At 68.8% G+C, this 15685-nt stretch carries 15 protein-coding genes; 7 read left to right on the forward strand and 8 right to left on the reverse strand.

The window, feature by feature from the left end:
* Nucleotides 1–2: 2 nt before the first annotated feature.
* The 3 genes from KIK09_RS06590 to KIK09_RS06600 are packed head-to-tail and all read right to left on the reverse strand — an operon-like array spanning nucleotide 3 to nucleotide 3149.
* Nucleotides 3–836 (reverse strand): carbohydrate ABC transporter permease, encoded by an 834-nt coding sequence (locus tag KIK09_RS06590; RefSeq protein ID WP_214317697.1) that lies wholly within the window; start codon nucleotides 834–836, stop codon nucleotides 3–5.
* Nucleotides 833–1810, reverse strand: coding sequence for a carbohydrate ABC transporter permease (locus tag KIK09_RS06595; protein ID WP_214317698.1), 978 nt, complete (start codon nucleotides 1808–1810; stop codon nucleotides 833–835). The genes KIK09_RS06590 and KIK09_RS06595 overlap by 4 nt, the downstream gene beginning before the upstream one ends.
* 31 nt (nucleotides 1811–1841) lie before the next feature.
* Nucleotides 1842–3149: an ABC transporter substrate-binding protein gene (locus tag KIK09_RS06600; protein ID WP_214317699.1), complete on the reverse strand. Its 1308-nt coding sequence runs from the start codon at nucleotides 3147–3149 to the stop codon at nucleotides 1842–1844.
* A gap of 158 nt (nucleotides 3150–3307) precedes the next feature.
* On the opposite strand from KIK09_RS06600, the gene KIK09_RS06605 reads away from it, so the two are divergent.
* The gene (locus KIK09_RS06605; RefSeq protein ID WP_214317700.1) at nucleotides 3308–4501 is read left to right on the forward strand and encodes an ROK family protein; all 1194 of its coding nucleotides are present in this window, start codon (nucleotides 3308–3310) and stop codon (nucleotides 4499–4501) included.
* 326 nt (nucleotides 4502–4827) lie between these two features.
* Here KIK09_RS06605 and kstD read toward each other — a convergent pair whose 3' ends face one another.
* Nucleotides 4828–6603, reverse strand: a complete 1776-nt coding sequence (gene kstD, locus KIK09_RS06610; RefSeq protein ID WP_308163945.1) for a 3-oxosteroid 1-dehydrogenase — start codon at nucleotides 6601–6603, stop codon at nucleotides 4828–4830.
* A gap of 248 nt (nucleotides 6604–6851) precedes the next feature.
* Here kstD and KIK09_RS06615 point away from each other — a divergent pair, with 248 nt between their 5' ends.
* Nucleotides 6852–7331 (forward strand): ABC transporter permease, encoded by a 480-nt coding sequence (locus KIK09_RS06615; protein WP_372455559.1) that lies wholly within the window; start codon nucleotides 6852–6854, stop codon nucleotides 7329–7331.
* Between the two features lie 79 nt (nucleotides 7332–7410).
* On the opposite strand, the gene KIK09_RS06620 is transcribed toward KIK09_RS06615, so the two are convergent.
* Entirely contained in the window at nucleotides 7411–8334 is a 924-nt protein-coding gene (locus tag KIK09_RS06620; RefSeq protein WP_214317702.1) for a GlxA family transcriptional regulator, read from the reverse strand.
* 74 nt (nucleotides 8335–8408) lie between these two features.
* Here KIK09_RS06620 and KIK09_RS06625 point away from each other — a divergent pair, with 74 nt between their 5' ends.
* Complete coding sequence (locus KIK09_RS06625; RefSeq protein WP_214317703.1) at nucleotides 8409–9002, forward strand: MBL fold metallo-hydrolase; 594 nt, start codon at nucleotides 8409–8411, stop codon at nucleotides 9000–9002.
* On the opposite strand, the gene KIK09_RS06630 is transcribed toward KIK09_RS06625, so the two are convergent.
* Together KIK09_RS06630 and KIK09_RS06635 are read right to left on the reverse strand one after the other, a co-directional pair.
* Nucleotides 8999–9142 (reverse strand): hypothetical protein, encoded by a 144-nt coding sequence (locus tag KIK09_RS06630; RefSeq protein WP_214317704.1) that lies wholly within the window; start codon nucleotides 9140–9142, stop codon nucleotides 8999–9001. The two genes, KIK09_RS06625 and KIK09_RS06630, sit on opposite strands and share 4 nt — an antisense overlap.
* Nucleotides 9143–9455: 313 nt before the next feature.
* On the reverse strand, nucleotides 9456–10409 hold the full coding sequence (locus KIK09_RS06635; protein ID WP_214317705.1) for an NAD-dependent epimerase/dehydratase family protein: 954 nt from the start codon (nucleotides 10407–10409) through the stop codon (nucleotides 9456–9458).
* A 778-nt stretch (nucleotides 10410–11187) separates the two neighbouring features.
* Here KIK09_RS06635 and KIK09_RS06640 point away from each other — a divergent pair.
* Nucleotides 11188–12066 (forward strand): potassium channel family protein, encoded by an 879-nt coding sequence (locus KIK09_RS06640; RefSeq protein ID WP_214317706.1) that lies wholly within the window; start codon nucleotides 11188–11190, stop codon nucleotides 12064–12066.
* 32 nt (nucleotides 12067–12098) lie between these two features.
* Here KIK09_RS06640 and KIK09_RS06645 read toward each other — a convergent pair whose 3' ends face one another.
* Nucleotides 12099–12974, reverse strand: coding sequence for a hypothetical protein (locus KIK09_RS06645; RefSeq protein ID WP_214317707.1), 876 nt, complete (start codon nucleotides 12972–12974; stop codon nucleotides 12099–12101).
* Between the two features lie 163 nt (nucleotides 12975–13137).
* On the opposite strand from KIK09_RS06645, the gene KIK09_RS06650 reads away from it, so the two are divergent.
* The 3 genes from KIK09_RS06650 (at nucleotide 13138) to KIK09_RS06660 (ending at nucleotide 15590) form a co-directional block, all read left to right on the forward strand.
* Nucleotides 13138–13866: an SDR family NAD(P)-dependent oxidoreductase gene (locus KIK09_RS06650; RefSeq protein WP_214317708.1), complete on the forward strand. Its 729-nt coding sequence runs from the start codon at nucleotides 13138–13140 to the stop codon at nucleotides 13864–13866.
* Between the two features lie 87 nt (nucleotides 13867–13953).
* Nucleotides 13954–14373 (forward strand): SDR family oxidoreductase, encoded by a 420-nt coding sequence (locus KIK09_RS06655; RefSeq protein WP_250572795.1) that lies wholly within the window; start codon nucleotides 13954–13956, stop codon nucleotides 14371–14373.
* Complete coding sequence (locus tag KIK09_RS06660) at nucleotides 14370–15590, forward strand: NAD(P)/FAD-dependent oxidoreductase (RefSeq protein ID WP_214317709.1); 1221 nt, start codon at nucleotides 14370–14372, stop codon at nucleotides 15588–15590. The genes KIK09_RS06655 and KIK09_RS06660 overlap by 4 nt, the downstream gene beginning before the upstream one ends.
* Nucleotides 15591–15685 lie beyond the last annotated feature (95 nt).

A 15685-nucleotide genomic window follows, 5' to 3' on the forward strand; every position in this document is an offset into this window, starting at 1 on the left:
GATCATCCCTTCGTGGCCCCGCCGAGCAGGCCTTTGACGAAGTAGCGCTGGAAGAACAGGAACAGGATCAAGATCGGGATGGTGGACAGCACCATGAACGCGAACACCGCTCCGAAGTCCGAGACGTGCTCGCTGATCTGGCGGTACATGCCGACGGTCACGGTGCTGCCGTTGGCCGGGCCCAGCACGATCAGCGGTGTGATGAAGTCGTTCCACACGCTGACCGCCGTGAAGATCAGGACGCTGGCCGCGGCGGGTCGCAGCAGGGGGAAGACGATGGACCAGAACGTCCGCAGCGGCCCGGCTCCGTCGAGGGCCGCGGCCTCCTCGAGATCCAGCGGGATGTTCTTGATGAAGCCCATGAACAGCAGGCAGCCGAACGGCAGGTTCGCCGCGACGTTGACCAGTACCAGGCCCAGAACCGTGCCCATCAGGTGCAGTTGCCCGAGCACCTCGGTGATCGGTTGGAGCGTGACGGCGCTGGGAATCATCAGGCCGGCCAGGATCAGGACAGCGATGAAACGGACGCCGCGGGTCTTGGTACGCACCAGGTAGTGCGCCAGCATCGCCGAGAAGATCGTGGAGAAGACCACGGACAGGGCCGTGACCTGGACGCTGTTCAACAGTCCCGCCCAGAACAGGTGGTCGGTCCGGCCGGTGACGTTCCGGATGTTGTCCAGCGTCGGGTGCAGGGGAAGCGTTCCGGGGTGGGCGAAGATCTCCGTGCCCGGCTTGAAGGTGTTGGCCAGCACCAGGTAGACGGGCAGGATGAACACCGCCGTCACCGTCAGGGCCGTAAGGGTCCGCACGGGGCCGGTCCAGGTCCGCGTGGTCACAGTTCGACCTCCCGGCGGCGCAGCAGGCGGAGCGCGGCGAAGGAAACGGCCGCGATCAGCACGAGCATCAGCGTGGCCTTGGCAGCGCCATATCCGATGTGCGCCCCGTCGATGCCGGTCGCGACGACGTCGAAGGCCAGGGTGGTGGTGGTGCCGATGCCAGGGCCGCCGTTCGTCATGACCTTGACCTGGTCGTAGGCCTTGAATCCGCCGATCATGAGCAGGACGGTGCAGATGGTGACGGCCGGGGCGATCATCGGCCAGGTGACCGCGCGGAAGCGGGTCACCGGGCCGGCGCCGTCGATGGCCGCGGCCTCCATCAGCTCCTGTGGGACGCCTTGCAGGCCCGCCAGGTAGATGACGACGCACAGGCCGAGCATCTGCCAGCACATGATCGAGGCGACGCTGTACAGTGCGATTCCCGGATCGGACAGCCACCCCGGCGGTTGCGCGACGCCCAGGCCGCGCAGGACAAGGTTGAGCAGTCCGTCATCGGTGATGATCGTCTCCCAGATGACGCTGACCACGACCGAGGACAGCACCACCGGGACGAAGAACACCGCGCGCATCGCGTTGAAGGCCCAGCCGCGCCGGTCCAGCAGCTGCGCGATGGCCAGCCCGAGGACGTTCGGGACGATCGTGACGATCGCGGTGAGGATCAGCGTGTTCCGCAGGGTCTGGAGATACGCGGGGTCGGAGAACAGGTCACCGTAGTTCCGCAGGCCGACGAAGTGGGTCGCGGGGCGGAACCCGTTGCGGTCGGTGGTGCTCGTCCCGATGGCCATCACCATCGGGACGAGCACCAGGCCCACGTAGACAGCCGCGCCTGGCAGCGCGAACACCAGGAAGCGGTAGGTTCCACCTCCCAGCCCGCGCCGCGAGGCGCCGATCGGCGGTCTTGCCCGCTCCACCGATCCGAACGGTCCCCGCGGTCCGGCCGCGGTCGGCCGATCGTGGTTCTTGACGCCTTGCATGTGCGGCTCCAAGTTCAGGTCCCGATGGGAGCTAGCGCGTCGCCGCGGCGTACCGCTGGTCGAGATACGCCGCGAAGGCCTGCGGCGACTTGCGCCCGGTGATCAGGTCGACGATCGCCGCGTTCAGCTGGTCGGAGAAGCCCGGCGGCAGGGAGCCGTCGCCGGCCGTGTTCATCCAGGCCGGTACCGTCTGGCCGCTCTGCTGCGCCTTCTGGTAGATGTCGAGCGTCTGCGTGTACATCGCCCCGACGTTGGTCGGCGGCGTGTAGCCCTTGATGCCGATGATGAGCCCGTCGGCCAGGACGCTGTTGTCGAGATTGGTCTTGTCCTCGGCGAACGCCAGGGCCCACTTCTTGGCGAGGCCGACGTCCTTGGCCTTCGAGTTGACCATCAGACCGCCGCCGGTGACGACCGGGACGACGTTCTGCCCGGCGTCGCTGGGCCAGCCGAAGACGCCGACGTCGAACGACGGCTTGGTCTTGTCGAGGGAGGCCGAGAACCACGAGCCCATCGGGTACATGGCGGCCTTCTTGTCACGGAACGCCTGCTCGACGTCGGCGTAGGAGCGGCTGAGCCCGGCGGTGTCGATGTAGCCCTTCTTGGACAGGTCCGCGGCCTTCTGGGCGGCCGCCACGAAGTCCGGGTCGGTGAATTTCACCGTGCCGGCGGCGCGCTTGCTGAACCAGTCAGGAGTCTTGGTCAGCATGTCGGACGACACGATGGCCCCGACCCCGAACGCCGCCGCCCAGGTGTCCTTGCCTCCGCCGCCGATCTCCAGTGGGGTGATCCCCGCCGCCTTCAGCTTCGCGCAGTCGTCGAGGAACTCCGCGTAGGTCTTGGGCGCGGCGGTGATGCCCGCCTTGGCGAAGTCGTTCTTGTTGTAGTAGACGAGGGGGATCGGCTGCACGTTGAACGACAGCGCGTACGTCTGGCCCTTGATGGCGCCGGCGTGCGGGTCGATGAAGTTCTTCATCTCGTCCGCGCTCCACGCCACCAGCTCGCCCTTCTGCGCGAAGCCGTCCGGCGAGATGCTCGTCATGATGTCGGGCGCCTGGCCGGACGCGTAGAGCTGCTGGAGATAGGCGGTGCTGTTGGTGCCGACCAGCTTCTTGATCGTCACCCCGGGCACCTTCGCACTCGCGCGGGCGATCGCGGCGTCCCAGTACTCACTGGTCAGGTTGGGATTCTCGAACGTGAGGAACGTGAGCGTGACGGCGCTGCCGCTGCCTGACGCCTTGGTGACGTTCCCGCCTCCGACGGTACAGGCGCTGAGCGCCAGCGCCGCGGCCACCGCGACCGCCGCGGTCGTACGAAGCCTGGTTCCACGCGGTACATACATGCTGATGCTCCTCGAAGGGGGGCGGGCCGCCGAAATCCGGCGGAGGCTGGGCCTTCCCCGCGGCGCCAGGCGGGGGGCAGGTATATAAATAAAGTTTGTTTTATATCCTGGATGGCTGGTAGTGTTGCAGCTCACATAGGGACCGTCAAGAGGTGGAGATGGCTGGTCTGAACGGGGATCCCTCGGTGCTCCGCAAGCTCAACTCGGCGGCGGTGCTGCGCGTCCTGCACGGCGCGCTACTGTCCGGGTCCGGCACAACGACGCAGCCTGGTTCGATGACGCTCACCGAGATCACGAAGGCGATGAGCGTCTCCCGGCCCACCGTCGAGGATGTCGTGGAGTCGCTGCTGGAGCAGGGTCTGCTGAACGATCTGGAGCCGACGGGCGGGACGGGCCGCGCGGCCGGCCGGCCTGCCCGGCGGTTCGGCTTCCGGGCCGACGCCGGCCACGTTGTCGGCGTCGATGTCGCCCCCGACTGGGTCCACGTCCTGACGGCCGATCTGGTCGGCACGATCGTGGCCTCCCACCACGCGCCGGTGTCCCGGCGGGCCGACGGACCCGAGCGGCTGGAAGCGGTCCGCCGCGCCGTGGCACGGGTCCTCGACGACGCCGCGCCCGGACGGCGACCCGTCCTGGGCGCGGCGGTGGCGACCACCGGCATCGTCGACGCCGCCGGCCGCGTCGTGCTGTCCAATCTCCCCGGCTGGACCGGCATGGACCTCTCGGCGGAGCTCGGCGACATCATCGGCGCGCCGATCGTCGTGGAGAACGACATGCGGGCCGGCGCGGCCGCCGAACGCTGGATCGGGGCGGCCATGGCCGCCGACAATGTCGTGTATCTTCACGCCGGGCTGCGTATGGGCACCGGCTTCCTGATCGACGGCCGCATCCCGAAGGGCCACCACGGCGGCGCGGGAGAACTCACCCGGGCAGGTGGGAAGCGGGCGCTCAAGGCGTACCGCCGCCTCCTCGATCACCTACCGCCCGTCGACCCCGAACACGGCAGCGGGGCAGACGACCCCCCTCGGGATGTGCGGCCGTTGTTCGAGGCCGCCGCCCGCCACGAGCCCGCCGCCGAGTCGGCGGCGAAGGACTTCGCCCGCCGTTTCGTCAAGGCCGTCGAAGGCCTCATCGTCTCGATAGACCCCGAGGTCGTGGTCGTCGGCGGCAGCCTGGCTCTGGCGGGCGACATCGTGGCGGAACCGATCCGCAACCACCTGGCCAAGGCATGCGTCTTCCCCCCGCGCATCGAGGTGTCCGGACTGGGCGACGACTCCGTCGCCCAGGGGGCCATCCGGATAGCGCTGGACCAGGTCGAGGCTCAGCTGTTCCTCACCGGGAACGGTCAATAAGATCGCGACGCCCGCCTGGGGCACCCTCCCCGCCGGAGCGGATCTGGAGGCGATCATCGACCGGCTTCGAGAGTCCAGGACATGAGCAGGTTGGCCGAGTCATCCTCGATATCTGGCACGGCCTCGGCGGCCGGCCGCTCGTAGCGTAGATCGGCCGGCGTGATCCACAGCGCGCCGTCGGCGGCCAGCCTTGCCGGGAAGATGTCGCACTGTCGGCTTGTCCCAGACGCGACTCAGGACGAAGCTAGATCCCCAGGCAATGGCAACCCGCAGGCGCGCAATTTCGCGATCACCCTGCCCAACGATCGATGCCCGAGGGCGGTTCCTCAGGGTGTGTCGGCTATGTCGTTGGCGGCGACGTAACCGAAGGTCATGGCGGGCCCGATGGTAGAGCCGGCGCCGGCGTAGCTGTGGCCCATGACCGCGCCACTCGCGTTGCCCGCCGCGTACAGCCCGGGGATGACCGAGCCGTCGGCCCTGAGCACGCGTGCCCGGCTGTCCGTACGCATCCCGCCCTTCGTGCCGAGGTCACCAGGGACGATCTTGAATGCGTAGAACGGTGGTAGCAGCAGCGGGGCGAGGCAGGAGTTGGGGAAGACGGCCGGATCCGTGTAGTAGTGGTCGTAGACGCTGTCGCCGCGATGGAAGTCGGGGTCCTTGCCCATCACCGCGAAACCGTTGAACCGCCTGATCGTGTCGCACAGCGCCGTCGGCGGAAGGCCGATCTTCGTCGCCAGGCCCCCGACCGTCCAGTCCTTGAAGACGGCGCCGCTCTGATACCACGCGTCGGGCAGCGGCAACGTGGGCGCCACGTCCTTGAACAGATAGCGGTTGCGGTAGTTCTGGTCGGTCACCAGCCAGGCCGGGATGTCCGGCGCGACCACGTTGCGGTCGTACATGACGTGCACGACATCGCTGTACGGCGCGGCCTCGTTGACGAACCGCTCGCCGTTGGCGTTGACCAGGATGCAGCCGGGCAGGGTCCGTTCGGCCAGGCAGAAGTACGGCTGGCCGGGCAGTGGGATCGCGGGCCCCCACCACGCGTCGTCCATGAGATCCAGTGCCGCCCCGGCCCGTTTGCCCGCCTGGATGCCGTCGCCGGTGTTCTCCTTGGCGCCTACCGTCCAGTCGGTGCCGATGGGCTGCCGCTGGAACTCCGTACGCATGCCGAGGTTGTGCTCGAAACCGCCAGAGCCGATGATCACGCCACGGGTGGCTCTGACCAGCGTCGGCGTGCCGTTCTGGGTAACGATCACCCCCGTGACGCGGCCGCTGCCGTCGAACTGCAGGTCGACGAAGGGGGTGTTCAGCCATACCGGGACGTCGGCGGCCAGCAGCCCGGCGCGCAGCGCGCCCGCCAGGGCCTGGCCCATCGTGAGCGGTTTCTCGCCGCGGAGCACGGCCGCGGAGTACCTGCTGACGCACTCCAGGGAGACGGCCAGGCCCTTGGCGTTGACCGCGGAGAGGGTGAGCCACTTGTAGTCCGAGCTGAAGACCGTCATGCCGGCAGGGGTGGGGATGTACGACGGGTTCAGGTGGGCGAGCTCGGCGCCGAGCAGGTTGCCGTCGAACTGGTCCGGTTCGATGGAGCGCCCGTTCGGCATGCCGCCGGGCAGCTCGGGATAGTAGTCGGCGTAGCCCTGCATCCAGCGGAACCGCAGCGGGCTGTTCCGCATCACGAAGGAGATCATGGCGGGCCCGTTGGCCAGGAACGCGGCCTGCCGGTCTGCGGGCACCGTGCTCCCCACCACCTTGGCCAGGTAGGTGGCGGCCTTGGCGGGGGTGTCGGGCACTCCGGCGGCCAGGATCACCTCGTTGCACGGGATCCAGATCCCGGCGCCCGAGCGGGCCGCAGAACCACCGAAGGTGGGCGCCTTCTCGATCACCACGGTCCGCAGTCCGCGCTTGGCCGATGTGAGCGCGGCCGTCATGCCCGCCGCTCCCGAGCCGATCACCACGACGTCGTACTCCGCCACGGCGGCGTGGGCGGCGGACGCGAAGCGGTCCAGGCCCAGGACGACACCGGCGCCCGCGGCTACCGCGCCCTGCAGTAATCGCCTTCGGGTGTGGAGGGGTGGGTGGGGGTTCTGATTCGCGGGCACGGTGATTCCCTTCGACGAGAGGCGGACCGTGACGGCACCTCGCGCCTGGCACCCGCACCGAAGCATGCGCTTGGTTGGTGTCGATGTCAACTGAGTAGGGGACCTACTCTCGCCAGAAGCTCGACCTGACCGCACACTGCGCTGCGCTGGTCGGCTGGCCCGCCGCCCGCTCCTATCTGGATTTCGACGGCCATCCCACGACCGTCTACACGCGCACAGCCGACACCGCCGTCGAAGCGGTGCGATCGGTGCTCGCGGCCACCGCCAACCCGCAGGCGCCCAATGAGGTCAAGGTGTCCAGGCCGTCGGACGCACTGGCCGCCCGTCAGGCCACTGACCGCGCCTTCACCGGCCTGCTGCTGGGCCTGGGGGCTGTGGCCCTGCTGGTCGGCGGAGTCGGGGTAGCCAACACCATGGTGATCTCGGTGCTGGAACGCCGTTCCGAGATCGGTCTGCGGCGCTCTCTCGGTGCGACCCGCGGGCAGATCAGGCTCCAGTTCCTGGCTGAGTCTCTGCTGCTGTCGGCGATGGGCGGCCTCGGTGGCATGCTGGTCGGCGCCGCCGTGACCATTCTCTACGCCACCACCCAGGCATGGCCGGCCGTCGTACCCGCGTGGGCGAGCGGCGGCGGCCTGGCAGCCACACTGCTCATCGGCATGATCGCAGGCTTGTATCCGGCGATCCGCGCCGCCCGCCTGGCACCGACCGAAGCCCTCGCCACAACCTGATTCATCGGATCAGCACGGCAGGAGGCCCTGCACGGAAACGTGGGGAACGCCATCGCAAGAGGGGCCGCCGCCGACCTCGTCAAACGTGGAAGGCGCGCCGGTAGTCGCGGGGCGGGACGCCGCGCCGCCGGACGAACTGCTCGCGCAGTTCCGCTCCGCCGCTGTAGCCGACGCGCCTGGCCACCTCCTCGACCGGCAGGTCGGTCGTCTCCAGCAGTTCCTCGGCCCGGTTGAGCCGCTGCGCCCGCACCCAGGCGTGCGGGGTCGTGCCCGTCGCGGCGGTGAAGCGGCGGATGAAGGTCCTGCGGCTCATCAGCGCCCGCGCCGCCAGCCGGTCCACGGGCAGCGGCTCGCCCAGGTGCTCCAGCGCCCAGGCGAGCACCCCGGCCAGCCGCTCGTCGTCGGCGCCGCCGGGGATCGGTGTGGCCAGGTACTGCGCCTGCCCGCCCTCGCGGTGCGCGGGGACCACCATCTCCCTGGCGATCGCGTTGGCCGCGGCCGCGCCGTGCTCGCGCCTGATCAGGTGCAGGCACAGGTCGATCCCGGCCGCGGCGCCCGCCCCGGTGAGCAGGTCGCCCTCGTCGACGTAGAGCACGTCGGGCTCGACGGTCACCGCGGGGAAGCGCTGCGCCAGCCGGTCGGCGAACCGCCAGTGCGTGGTGGCGCGCCTGCCGTCCAGCAGCCCGGCCGCGGCCAGCGTGAACGCCCCGACGCAGTGCGAGGCCACCAGCGCCCCGCGCTCGCTCGCCGCCCTGAACGCCTCCAGCGCCCGCGGCGAGGCCGCGTCGGGAACGGCGCTCGGCAGCGCCAGCACCAGATCGGCCCCCGCCAGCGCCTCCAGATCCCCGCAAGCCTGTACGGCGAGCCCCAGATCCGTGGTCACCACCTCCGCGTCGGCGCACACGGTGAACGCGAACCGGCCGGTGAAGACCTCGCCCACGAGCCCGAGCCCGAACGCGGTCACGCCGCCGGGCGCGTAGGCCGCCACGGATCGGAATCCCATGCTGGCACGATAACCGCCATAGATGGCATCCGTGCCAGCGGCCCCAAAGAGCCGCAATATCCAGACTTATGGCCATGAGCGACGCACCCACCGGCCGCGAGGCCGAGTTCCAGGTCCTGACCACCGGTTACACCGGCTCCACCGGCCCCGGCGTGGCCGCCACCGTCTCCCACGTGGCCGACGGCGACCTGCGGATCGTCTTCGACCCCGGCATGGTGGACGACCCGAAGTCGATCACCGGCCCGCTGGCCGAGCTCGGCCTGACGCCCGAGGACATCACCGACGTGGTCCTGAGCCACCACCACCCGGACAACACCCTCAACGCCGCGCTGTTCTCCCGCGCGCGCATCCACGACCACAAGGCCGTCTACACCGGCCACACCTGGACGACCAGGGACGCCGAAGGCTACGAGTTCACCCCGTCCATCCGGCTGCTGTTCACCCCCGGGCACAGCCACGAGGACCTCACCATGCTCGTCGGGACCCAGGACGGCGTCGTGGCATTGGCCGGAGACCTGTGGTGGCGCGCCGACGGCCCCGCCGACGACCCGGTGAGCCCCAACCGCGACCAACTGCGCGCCAGCCGCGAGCGGGTCCTGGCGGTAGCCGACCTCGTGGTCCCCGGGCACGGGGCCCCGTTCGTCCCGAACGCCGCCACCCCGCGCTAGCGGCCCCGGTAGCGCTCGGTGGCCGCGCGGATGGCGGCCTCGGCTGTCTCATAGGTGCGCTGGGCCATGAAGGTGCAGTCGACCAGCGCGAAGCGCATCTGCGGGTAGCCGCCGAAGCAGACCGCCATGACCGTGCGCACGATCGTCGCCTCGCTGACAGAAGCTGGCGCAGTGGGTGCGCGACACCGGAGCGTACCTGAAGGCGCGCCGCGCCCAGTTGCTGACCGAGCGCGCCCAACTGTTGACCAGGCGCGAGGAGCTTCTGCTCCCCGCATGGCTACCCGTCGAGGGCATCTTCGACGGGAGTGTCCTCGGCCGCCAACGAGTGCGTCACGAAGATCTCCGGTCCGCAGGCCCACGGGCAATCAGGCACTCGCTCTGCCCGAGACGGGCGGCCTGCAGTCGGTGCGTCCCGGTGGAGAGAATGCCTCGACCGGCGAGCATCCCGCTGTGTCAGCCAAGCAGGCGGAGCAGGTCGGCTTCTTCGGCGGGCGTCAGGCCGGCTCGGCTCACGGTGTGGCCGGACGCGCGCTGCCAGGCGAGCGTGTCACGGGCCGTGTCGGCGACTGGGCGGATGCGCAGGCCGGCGGCCAGCGTGGCAGAGGTGTCGCGGGTGAAGCCGGCGTACTCCGGCAACGGCAGCCACATCGGCAGGGACCGCGGCCCCATCCACGGCGCCACCTTCTGCACGGCAAGGAACTCCTGACCGGCCCAGACCAGCTCGGGCCGCACGCCCAGGCCCGCAGCGATCTCCGCCAGCAGCATGCCGCGGCCGAAGGGCAGGGAGATCGCATCGTACGGCCCGGCGAGCCCTCTGCCCGCCGCCTCGAGCGTCCAGGCGGCCAGATCGCGCACGTCGACGAGCTGGACGGGATCGTCCGGCGTCCCGGGGGCCAGGACGGGGCCGCCACGGGCCAGCCGATCGACCCAATAGGTGAAGCGGTCGGACTGGTCCTCCGGACCCACGATCAGCCCGGCGCGCACCAGCAGCGCGTCGTCACCGACGATCTGCTCGCATGCCACCTTGGCCGCACCGAAGTTCTCCGGGGCCGTCTCGTCGGCGCCGGCGGCCAGCGGCTCGTGCAGCACGTGGTCGACCCGGCTGAAGTCGGAGTAGACGCTGCGCGACGACACGAACGTCCAGTGACCGGCACGGCCCGCGAGCTCCGCGACGGCCCGCCGCACCAGGCTCGGATAACTGGCGACGTCGATGACGAGGTCGAACGTCCCCTCCACCGGCGCCAGCCCGCCGTCCTCACTCCGATCGACCCGGACGAACTCCACGCCCGGCGGCGGATCGCCCGCGAGACCCCGCGCCGCGCACACCACCTCGTGCCCGCGATCGCGCGCCTGCCGCGCGATCTCTCTGGACAGGAACCTCGTACCACCCAGAACAAGTGTCCGCATGTCCCCATCCTGACCCACCTGTCCCAGGTGAACTCCATCGCTTCACTCCCAGCACAAGAACGGCCTGCCCATGTGGTGGACGCCCTCTCGGGAGCCGGATCAAGCCCTTCCTGCTTGAGAATCTCCCAGACCGTCGACGCAGCGACCTTGATACCGAGCGTAGAAGTCAGCAATCCAGGTGGCGATCTTCAGGCGCCATCGCCCGCGAGCTCTACCAAATCATCACCAACAACGATCATGAACAACTCGCTTCACATCAATATGGCCGAGGCTGCTCGACGGCTGCTCATACGCGTTCGATCTGCGTAGACCACTTGGGCCTCATCGCGAAAGCATGGCCCTAGGCAGCAGTCCCGAGAGGGACAAATAGCACAGAGTGTCGATGGTGCCCGCGACGACGGGTCTTCGGCGTGTCAACGGCCACTTCTCCATGCCACGGACACTGCGCCTGCCGATATTGCCAACACGTCTGGGCAAGATCCTGCCTCTCGTCGGCATCGATCTCGCGGACGCGTACTCGTCCTGCCATCTGGCCCCCTGGCGACACCGCGCCGTCCGGACCATCATCCGAACGGCGCATCATCGCACCACGTGGCAAATGTTCTCCGCTCAACATTGCAGCCTGGCTGCACCTGCCATGGATACGGCGAGTCTGCGTTCACCAACGGTGCCTGCAGCCTAGGCTCCAAGCATGGCCCGGCTCGGGCGGCAAGCCACCCGGCCCTGGCTGCACGGGTCGCCCCGTCGCTCCACGGGACAGTCACTGCGGGAGAGATGAATGGAGTGGTTGGTCTCGCTGCTCGGAGCCGCACTCATCATGGCCGCCCTACGAGACCTGTTCCACACTCTCTGGCACCCCACCCGCCACGGAGGCCTAAGCCGACTCGTCATGGCGGCGTTGTGGAAACTGGCCCGGCATCTCCGAGCGCGCAGGCGTGTGGTGGGGCTCGTCGGTCCGCTCGCCATGGTGACGGTAGTCGGCATGTGGGCGGTCACCATCATCCTGGGCTGGGCCATCGTCTACTGGCCCCACATGCCGGAAGCGTTCGCCTTCGCACCCGGCTCCGGACTGTCGCAGGAGCCGGCATTACTCGACTCCATCTACCTGTCGCTCGTCATGGTCGCCACCCTCGGGCTCGGAGACATCGTGCCTGCCGAAGGCTGGCTACGCCTGGCCTCGCCCTTGGAAGCTCTCATCGGCTTCGTCCTCCTGACGGCCACCGTCTCCTGGGTGCTGGAGATCTATCCGACGCTGACCCGCCGACGGGTACTCGCGATCCGGTTGGCGCTGCTGCACCGCTCGGACCCCTCCGTGCAGCAACTCGACTCCACTGCAGGTGCGTCACTGCTGGGAAGCCTGGCCACCGAGGTGGTACATGTCCGTATCGACCTCACCCAGTACGCCGAGGCCTACTACTTCCATGACGGTGAGGACCACTCGTCCCTGGCGGCCACGATCTCCTATGCCGTTCACCTCGCCGAGCGCGGGCAGGCAGCCCGACGAGCAGATGTACGTTTGGCGGCCGACCTGCTCGCTGGCGCGTTGGAAGATCTCGCCACCATCCTTGACCAGCGTTTCCTCCGAACGGGTGGAACACCGGCGGAGGTATTTGCTGCGTACGCAGCCGACCACGGTCGCGCCGTCACCGGAGCCTGAGCCTGCGGGTGCCGATTAATCATCCGGCCAGCTCAAGCCACGTGTCGGTATTGCTTCATGACACCTCCGAGCCGATCACGTCGACGGGTGTCCACCGAGGTGATCGAGGCCGGGTTGATGTCGGGATCAACGAGTGGTCGAAGCGGGGCAGTCTGTTGGAGAGCCCAGTGGAGCCGGTGTTCGTCTCGAACTCGCGCAGAGCATGCAGAAGGTGGCGCTGGTTGCAGAGCAAGGTTCGATCCAGCAGCTCGCGCCGACAGGTCTGGATCCATCGCTCCATGATGGCGTTCATCCGCGGCATACGGACGCCGCTTTTGATGATGCGCACTGCAGCGGGTGGCGTGCTCGATGACCGCCAGGACGTACAGTCGCGCCCCCACCAGCTTGCGGACCTCGAAGGAGTCGCAGGCCAACAGCACGCTGGCCTGACTGCGTAAGAAATCCGACCAGGTGGTGTGCTCCCGGTCCGGAGACGGATCGATGCCGTGGTCTTTGCGGATCTCCCAGACCGTGGAAGCCGCGACCTTGATACCGAGCGCAGCGAGCTCGCCGTGGATGCGCCGGTAGCCCCACGAGGAGTTCTCGCGGGCCAGCCGCAGCACCAGCATGCGGATGGACCGGACTGATGCCGGATCTCGATGTCCTTGTCGCGATCGCGTGCAGACAACAACCGCAGGAACGAGAAGACGGTCGTCACCATGAGTTAAGCCAAGCGCAGCAACACGACCGATCATGCCGCTGGCACAGCGCTCGAGGCGCTCACCCGAGGGGTGAATCATCCACCAGCCCTTGACCTGCACGGATGAATATTCGGCACCCGCAGGTTCGCCAGCCAAGTCTCGATCGTGGTTGCGGTGGGCGACGAACGCCCCGATGGCGCCGTCCGCCTGGTCGCTGCCCTTACGCATTGCCGGCCCTGCACGCTGATCTCGACGGTGCCTGCACGCAAGACGCAGATCCCGCCGGTTGGTGACCACCGCCGCCGGTGGCCTACATCACACCTCGGCAGTGTCACAGAAATCGGGTCGGCACCGCCACATGGTCGTAGGCACAACGACGTCAGGAGAGAACATGACCTCAGTATTGATCACTGGAGCGAACAAAGGCCTGGGCTATGAGACGGCGCGTAGGCTCGGCGAGCTGGGTTGGAGGGTCTTCCTCGGCTCACGCGACGAGGGCCGGGGAAGGGCCGCCGCGCAGAAGCTGGCCGCCGACGGCGCACACGTCATCATGGTCCCATTGGACGTGACCTCGGAGGAGTCGGTGGCCGGGGCTGTGCGGCTAGTCCGGGAGCACACCGACCGGATGGACGTGCTGATCAACAACGCCGGCACGCCGGGCGGCGGTATCAACCCGGCGGACGCGACGGCCAAGGACATCCACGCCGTCTACGACACCAATGTGTACGGGCCGGTCCGGGTCACGCACGCGTTCCTGCCGCTGTTGCAGGCGGCCGATAACCCGCGGGTGGTGATGGTCACCGGCGCCGGGGGGTCTATCGCGGTCGTGACTGACCCCGGGCAAGCCGTCTCGACGATGTACGAACTCGCCTACACCTCGTCGAAGGCGGCACTGAACATGATCACCGTCCGATACGCCCAGGCGCTGCCGGCCATCAAGTTCAACGCCGTGACCCCCGGCGAGGTCGCCAACGGCAGGTTCACCGCCACCGACATGAACATCCACACCGGCGAGCTGACAGTCACCGAGGGCAGTGATCCGATCATCGAGCTCGCGACACTCGCCTCCGACGGGCCGACCGGGATCTTCATCGATCGCCTCGGCCCCATCGCCTGGTAAACATCCCAGAACGGCGAGACAGATGAGCAAGTTTGGTTCCTCACAGGCTCCTCGCGCGGCCTCGGCCGTACCTTCGTCGATGCCGCTCTGGCTCGCGGCGACAAGGTGGCCGCGACCACCCGCAGCGCCGCAAGCCTTGATGCGCTGGTCGCGGCCTACGGAGACGCGGTGCTCCCGCTTGAGATGGACGTGACCGACAAGGCCGCCATCTACGACGGCCTTCGCCGGCGCATCACCGCGTTCGCGGGCAAGCAGCCCGCCGGCGACCCGGCCGCCGCGGCCCAGGCACTCCTCAAGACCGTCGACTCCGACAACCCACCCCTGCGGATTCTCTTCGGGCAGGGCTTCTACCCGATGCCCCAGCAGGTCTACGCCGACCGGCTCAAGCCTGGGCCGACTGGCAGGACCTCTCGGCGGAGGCTCACAGCAACCTCGATCAAGAAAATCGGCGACCCAGGGCCGAGTCAACTCACCACAAGCAAGCGAACCGACAGGAGCAACACATGAAGCACCGCATCGTCGTCCTCGGCGCCGGCTATGCCGGGGCCTACACGGCCGGGAACCTGGCCCGCCGGCTGTCCCCGGCGGACACCGAGATCACCGTGGTCAACGCCGTGCCGGACTTCATCCAGCGGCAGAAGGGGCACCAGATCGCGGTCGGCCAACAGATCGAGGCTCCGAAGCTCGCCGACGTCTTCGCGGGCACGGGGATACGGCTGCGCCTGGCCCGCGTCACCACCGTCGACCCCGAGCGGCAGATCGTCGCCGTGGCCGACGCCGACGGCGGCGGCGAGCTCGGCTACGACACGCTTGTCTACGCGCTCGGCAGCCACGGCGACGTCGAAGGCGTCCCCGGCGCGGCCGAGCACGCCTTCGACATCGCCGGCCAGCCCTCGGCGCTGCGCCTGCGCGAACGCCTGGACAGCCTGGGCAGGCGGGGCGAAGGCGGGAGTGTGCTGGTCGTCGGCGACGGGTTGACCGGCATCGAGACCGCCACCGAGATCGCCGAATCACGGCCCGGCCTGTCGGTGGCGCTCATCGCCCGCGGTGAGCTGGGCGCCCGGCTCTCCGCCGGAGCCCGCAGCTACCTGCGCCAGGCCTGCGACCGGCTGGGCATCACCGTCCTGGAGCACACCAGCGTCGAAGCCGTCGAAGCGAGGCGGGTGCTGTGCGCCGACGGCACCGCCCTGGCGTCCGATGCAACCGTGTGGACGGCCGGGTTCGCGGTCAGCCCCATCGCCGCCGCCGGCGGGCTGGAGGTGACCGAGAACGGTCGGATCGTCGTCGATCGCATCATGCGGTCGGTCTCGCACCCGAACGTCTATGCCATCGGTGACAGCGTCTACGCCCTCGGCGACAACGGCCGGCCGCTGCCGATGTCCTGCGGCTCAGCCGGCTACACCGGCGATCAGGCGATCGAGGCGATCGTGGGACGCCTGACCGGCCGCGAGATCGCGAACACCAAGCTGGTCTACACGTACTACCACATCAGCCTCGGGCGGCGGGACGGGATCCTGCAGCTGGTCGACGACGAAGGGCAAGCAAAGCCGAAGTACATGGGCGGCCGGAAGGCCGCGCGGATCAAGTCGGGCCTCCACAAGATGTCGCTATGGGCCATCTCGCATCCCACGTTGGGCGTGCCCAAGCGCAAGCACCGCCTGGCCTCCGCGCCGGACGCGACCGCCAAAAACGCCGTCGCGTCCGCCGGGAGGGCGGGCGCGTAGCCGCCTATGGTGGTCGCGTGGACGGCACCGCCACAGATCGCTTCGACACCAGCCGGTTCGAGGCCAGCCGGAACCGGCTGGCCTCACTGGCGCAC

Origin of the sequence: Nonomuraea sediminis (assembly GCF_018531495.1) — a bacterium.
Lineage (GTDB): Bacteria > Actinomycetota > Actinomycetes > Streptosporangiales > Streptosporangiaceae > Nonomuraea > Nonomuraea sediminis.

Coding starts and splice junctions, on each gene's coding strand:
- KIK09_RS06595 (WP_214317698.1), bottom strand. CDS start 1,810: ATGCAAGGCGTCAAGAACCACGATCGGCCGACCGCGGCCGGACCGCGG.
- KIK09_RS06600 (WP_214317699.1), bottom strand. CDS start 3,149: ATGTATGTACCGCGTGGAACCAGGCTTCGTACGACCGCGGCGGTCGCG.
- KIK09_RS06605 (WP_214317700.1), top strand. CDS start 3,308: ATGGCTGGTCTGAACGGGGATCCCTCGGTGCTCCGCAAGCTCAACTCG.
- KIK09_RS06620 (WP_214317702.1), bottom strand. CDS start 8,334: ATGGGATTCCGATCCGTGGCGGCCTACGCGCCCGGCGGCGTGACCGCG.
- KIK09_RS06625 (WP_214317703.1), top strand. CDS start 8,409: ATGAGCGACGCACCCACCGGCCGCGAGGCCGAGTTCCAGGTCCTGACC.
- KIK09_RS06635 (WP_214317705.1), bottom strand. CDS start 10,409: ATGCGGACACTTGTTCTGGGTGGTACGAGGTTCCTGTCCAGAGAGATC.
- KIK09_RS06640 (WP_214317706.1), top strand. CDS start 11,188: ATGGAGTGGTTGGTCTCGCTGCTCGGAGCCGCACTCATCATGGCCGCC.
- KIK09_RS06645 (WP_214317707.1), bottom strand. CDS start 12,974: ATGCGTAAGGGCAGCGACCAGGCGGACGGCGCCATCGGGGCGTTCGTC.
- KIK09_RS06650 (WP_214317708.1), top strand. CDS start 13,138: ATGACCTCAGTATTGATCACTGGAGCGAACAAAGGCCTGGGCTATGAG.
- KIK09_RS06660 (WP_214317709.1), top strand. CDS start 14,370: ATGAAGCACCGCATCGTCGTCCTCGGCGCCGGCTATGCCGGGGCCTAC.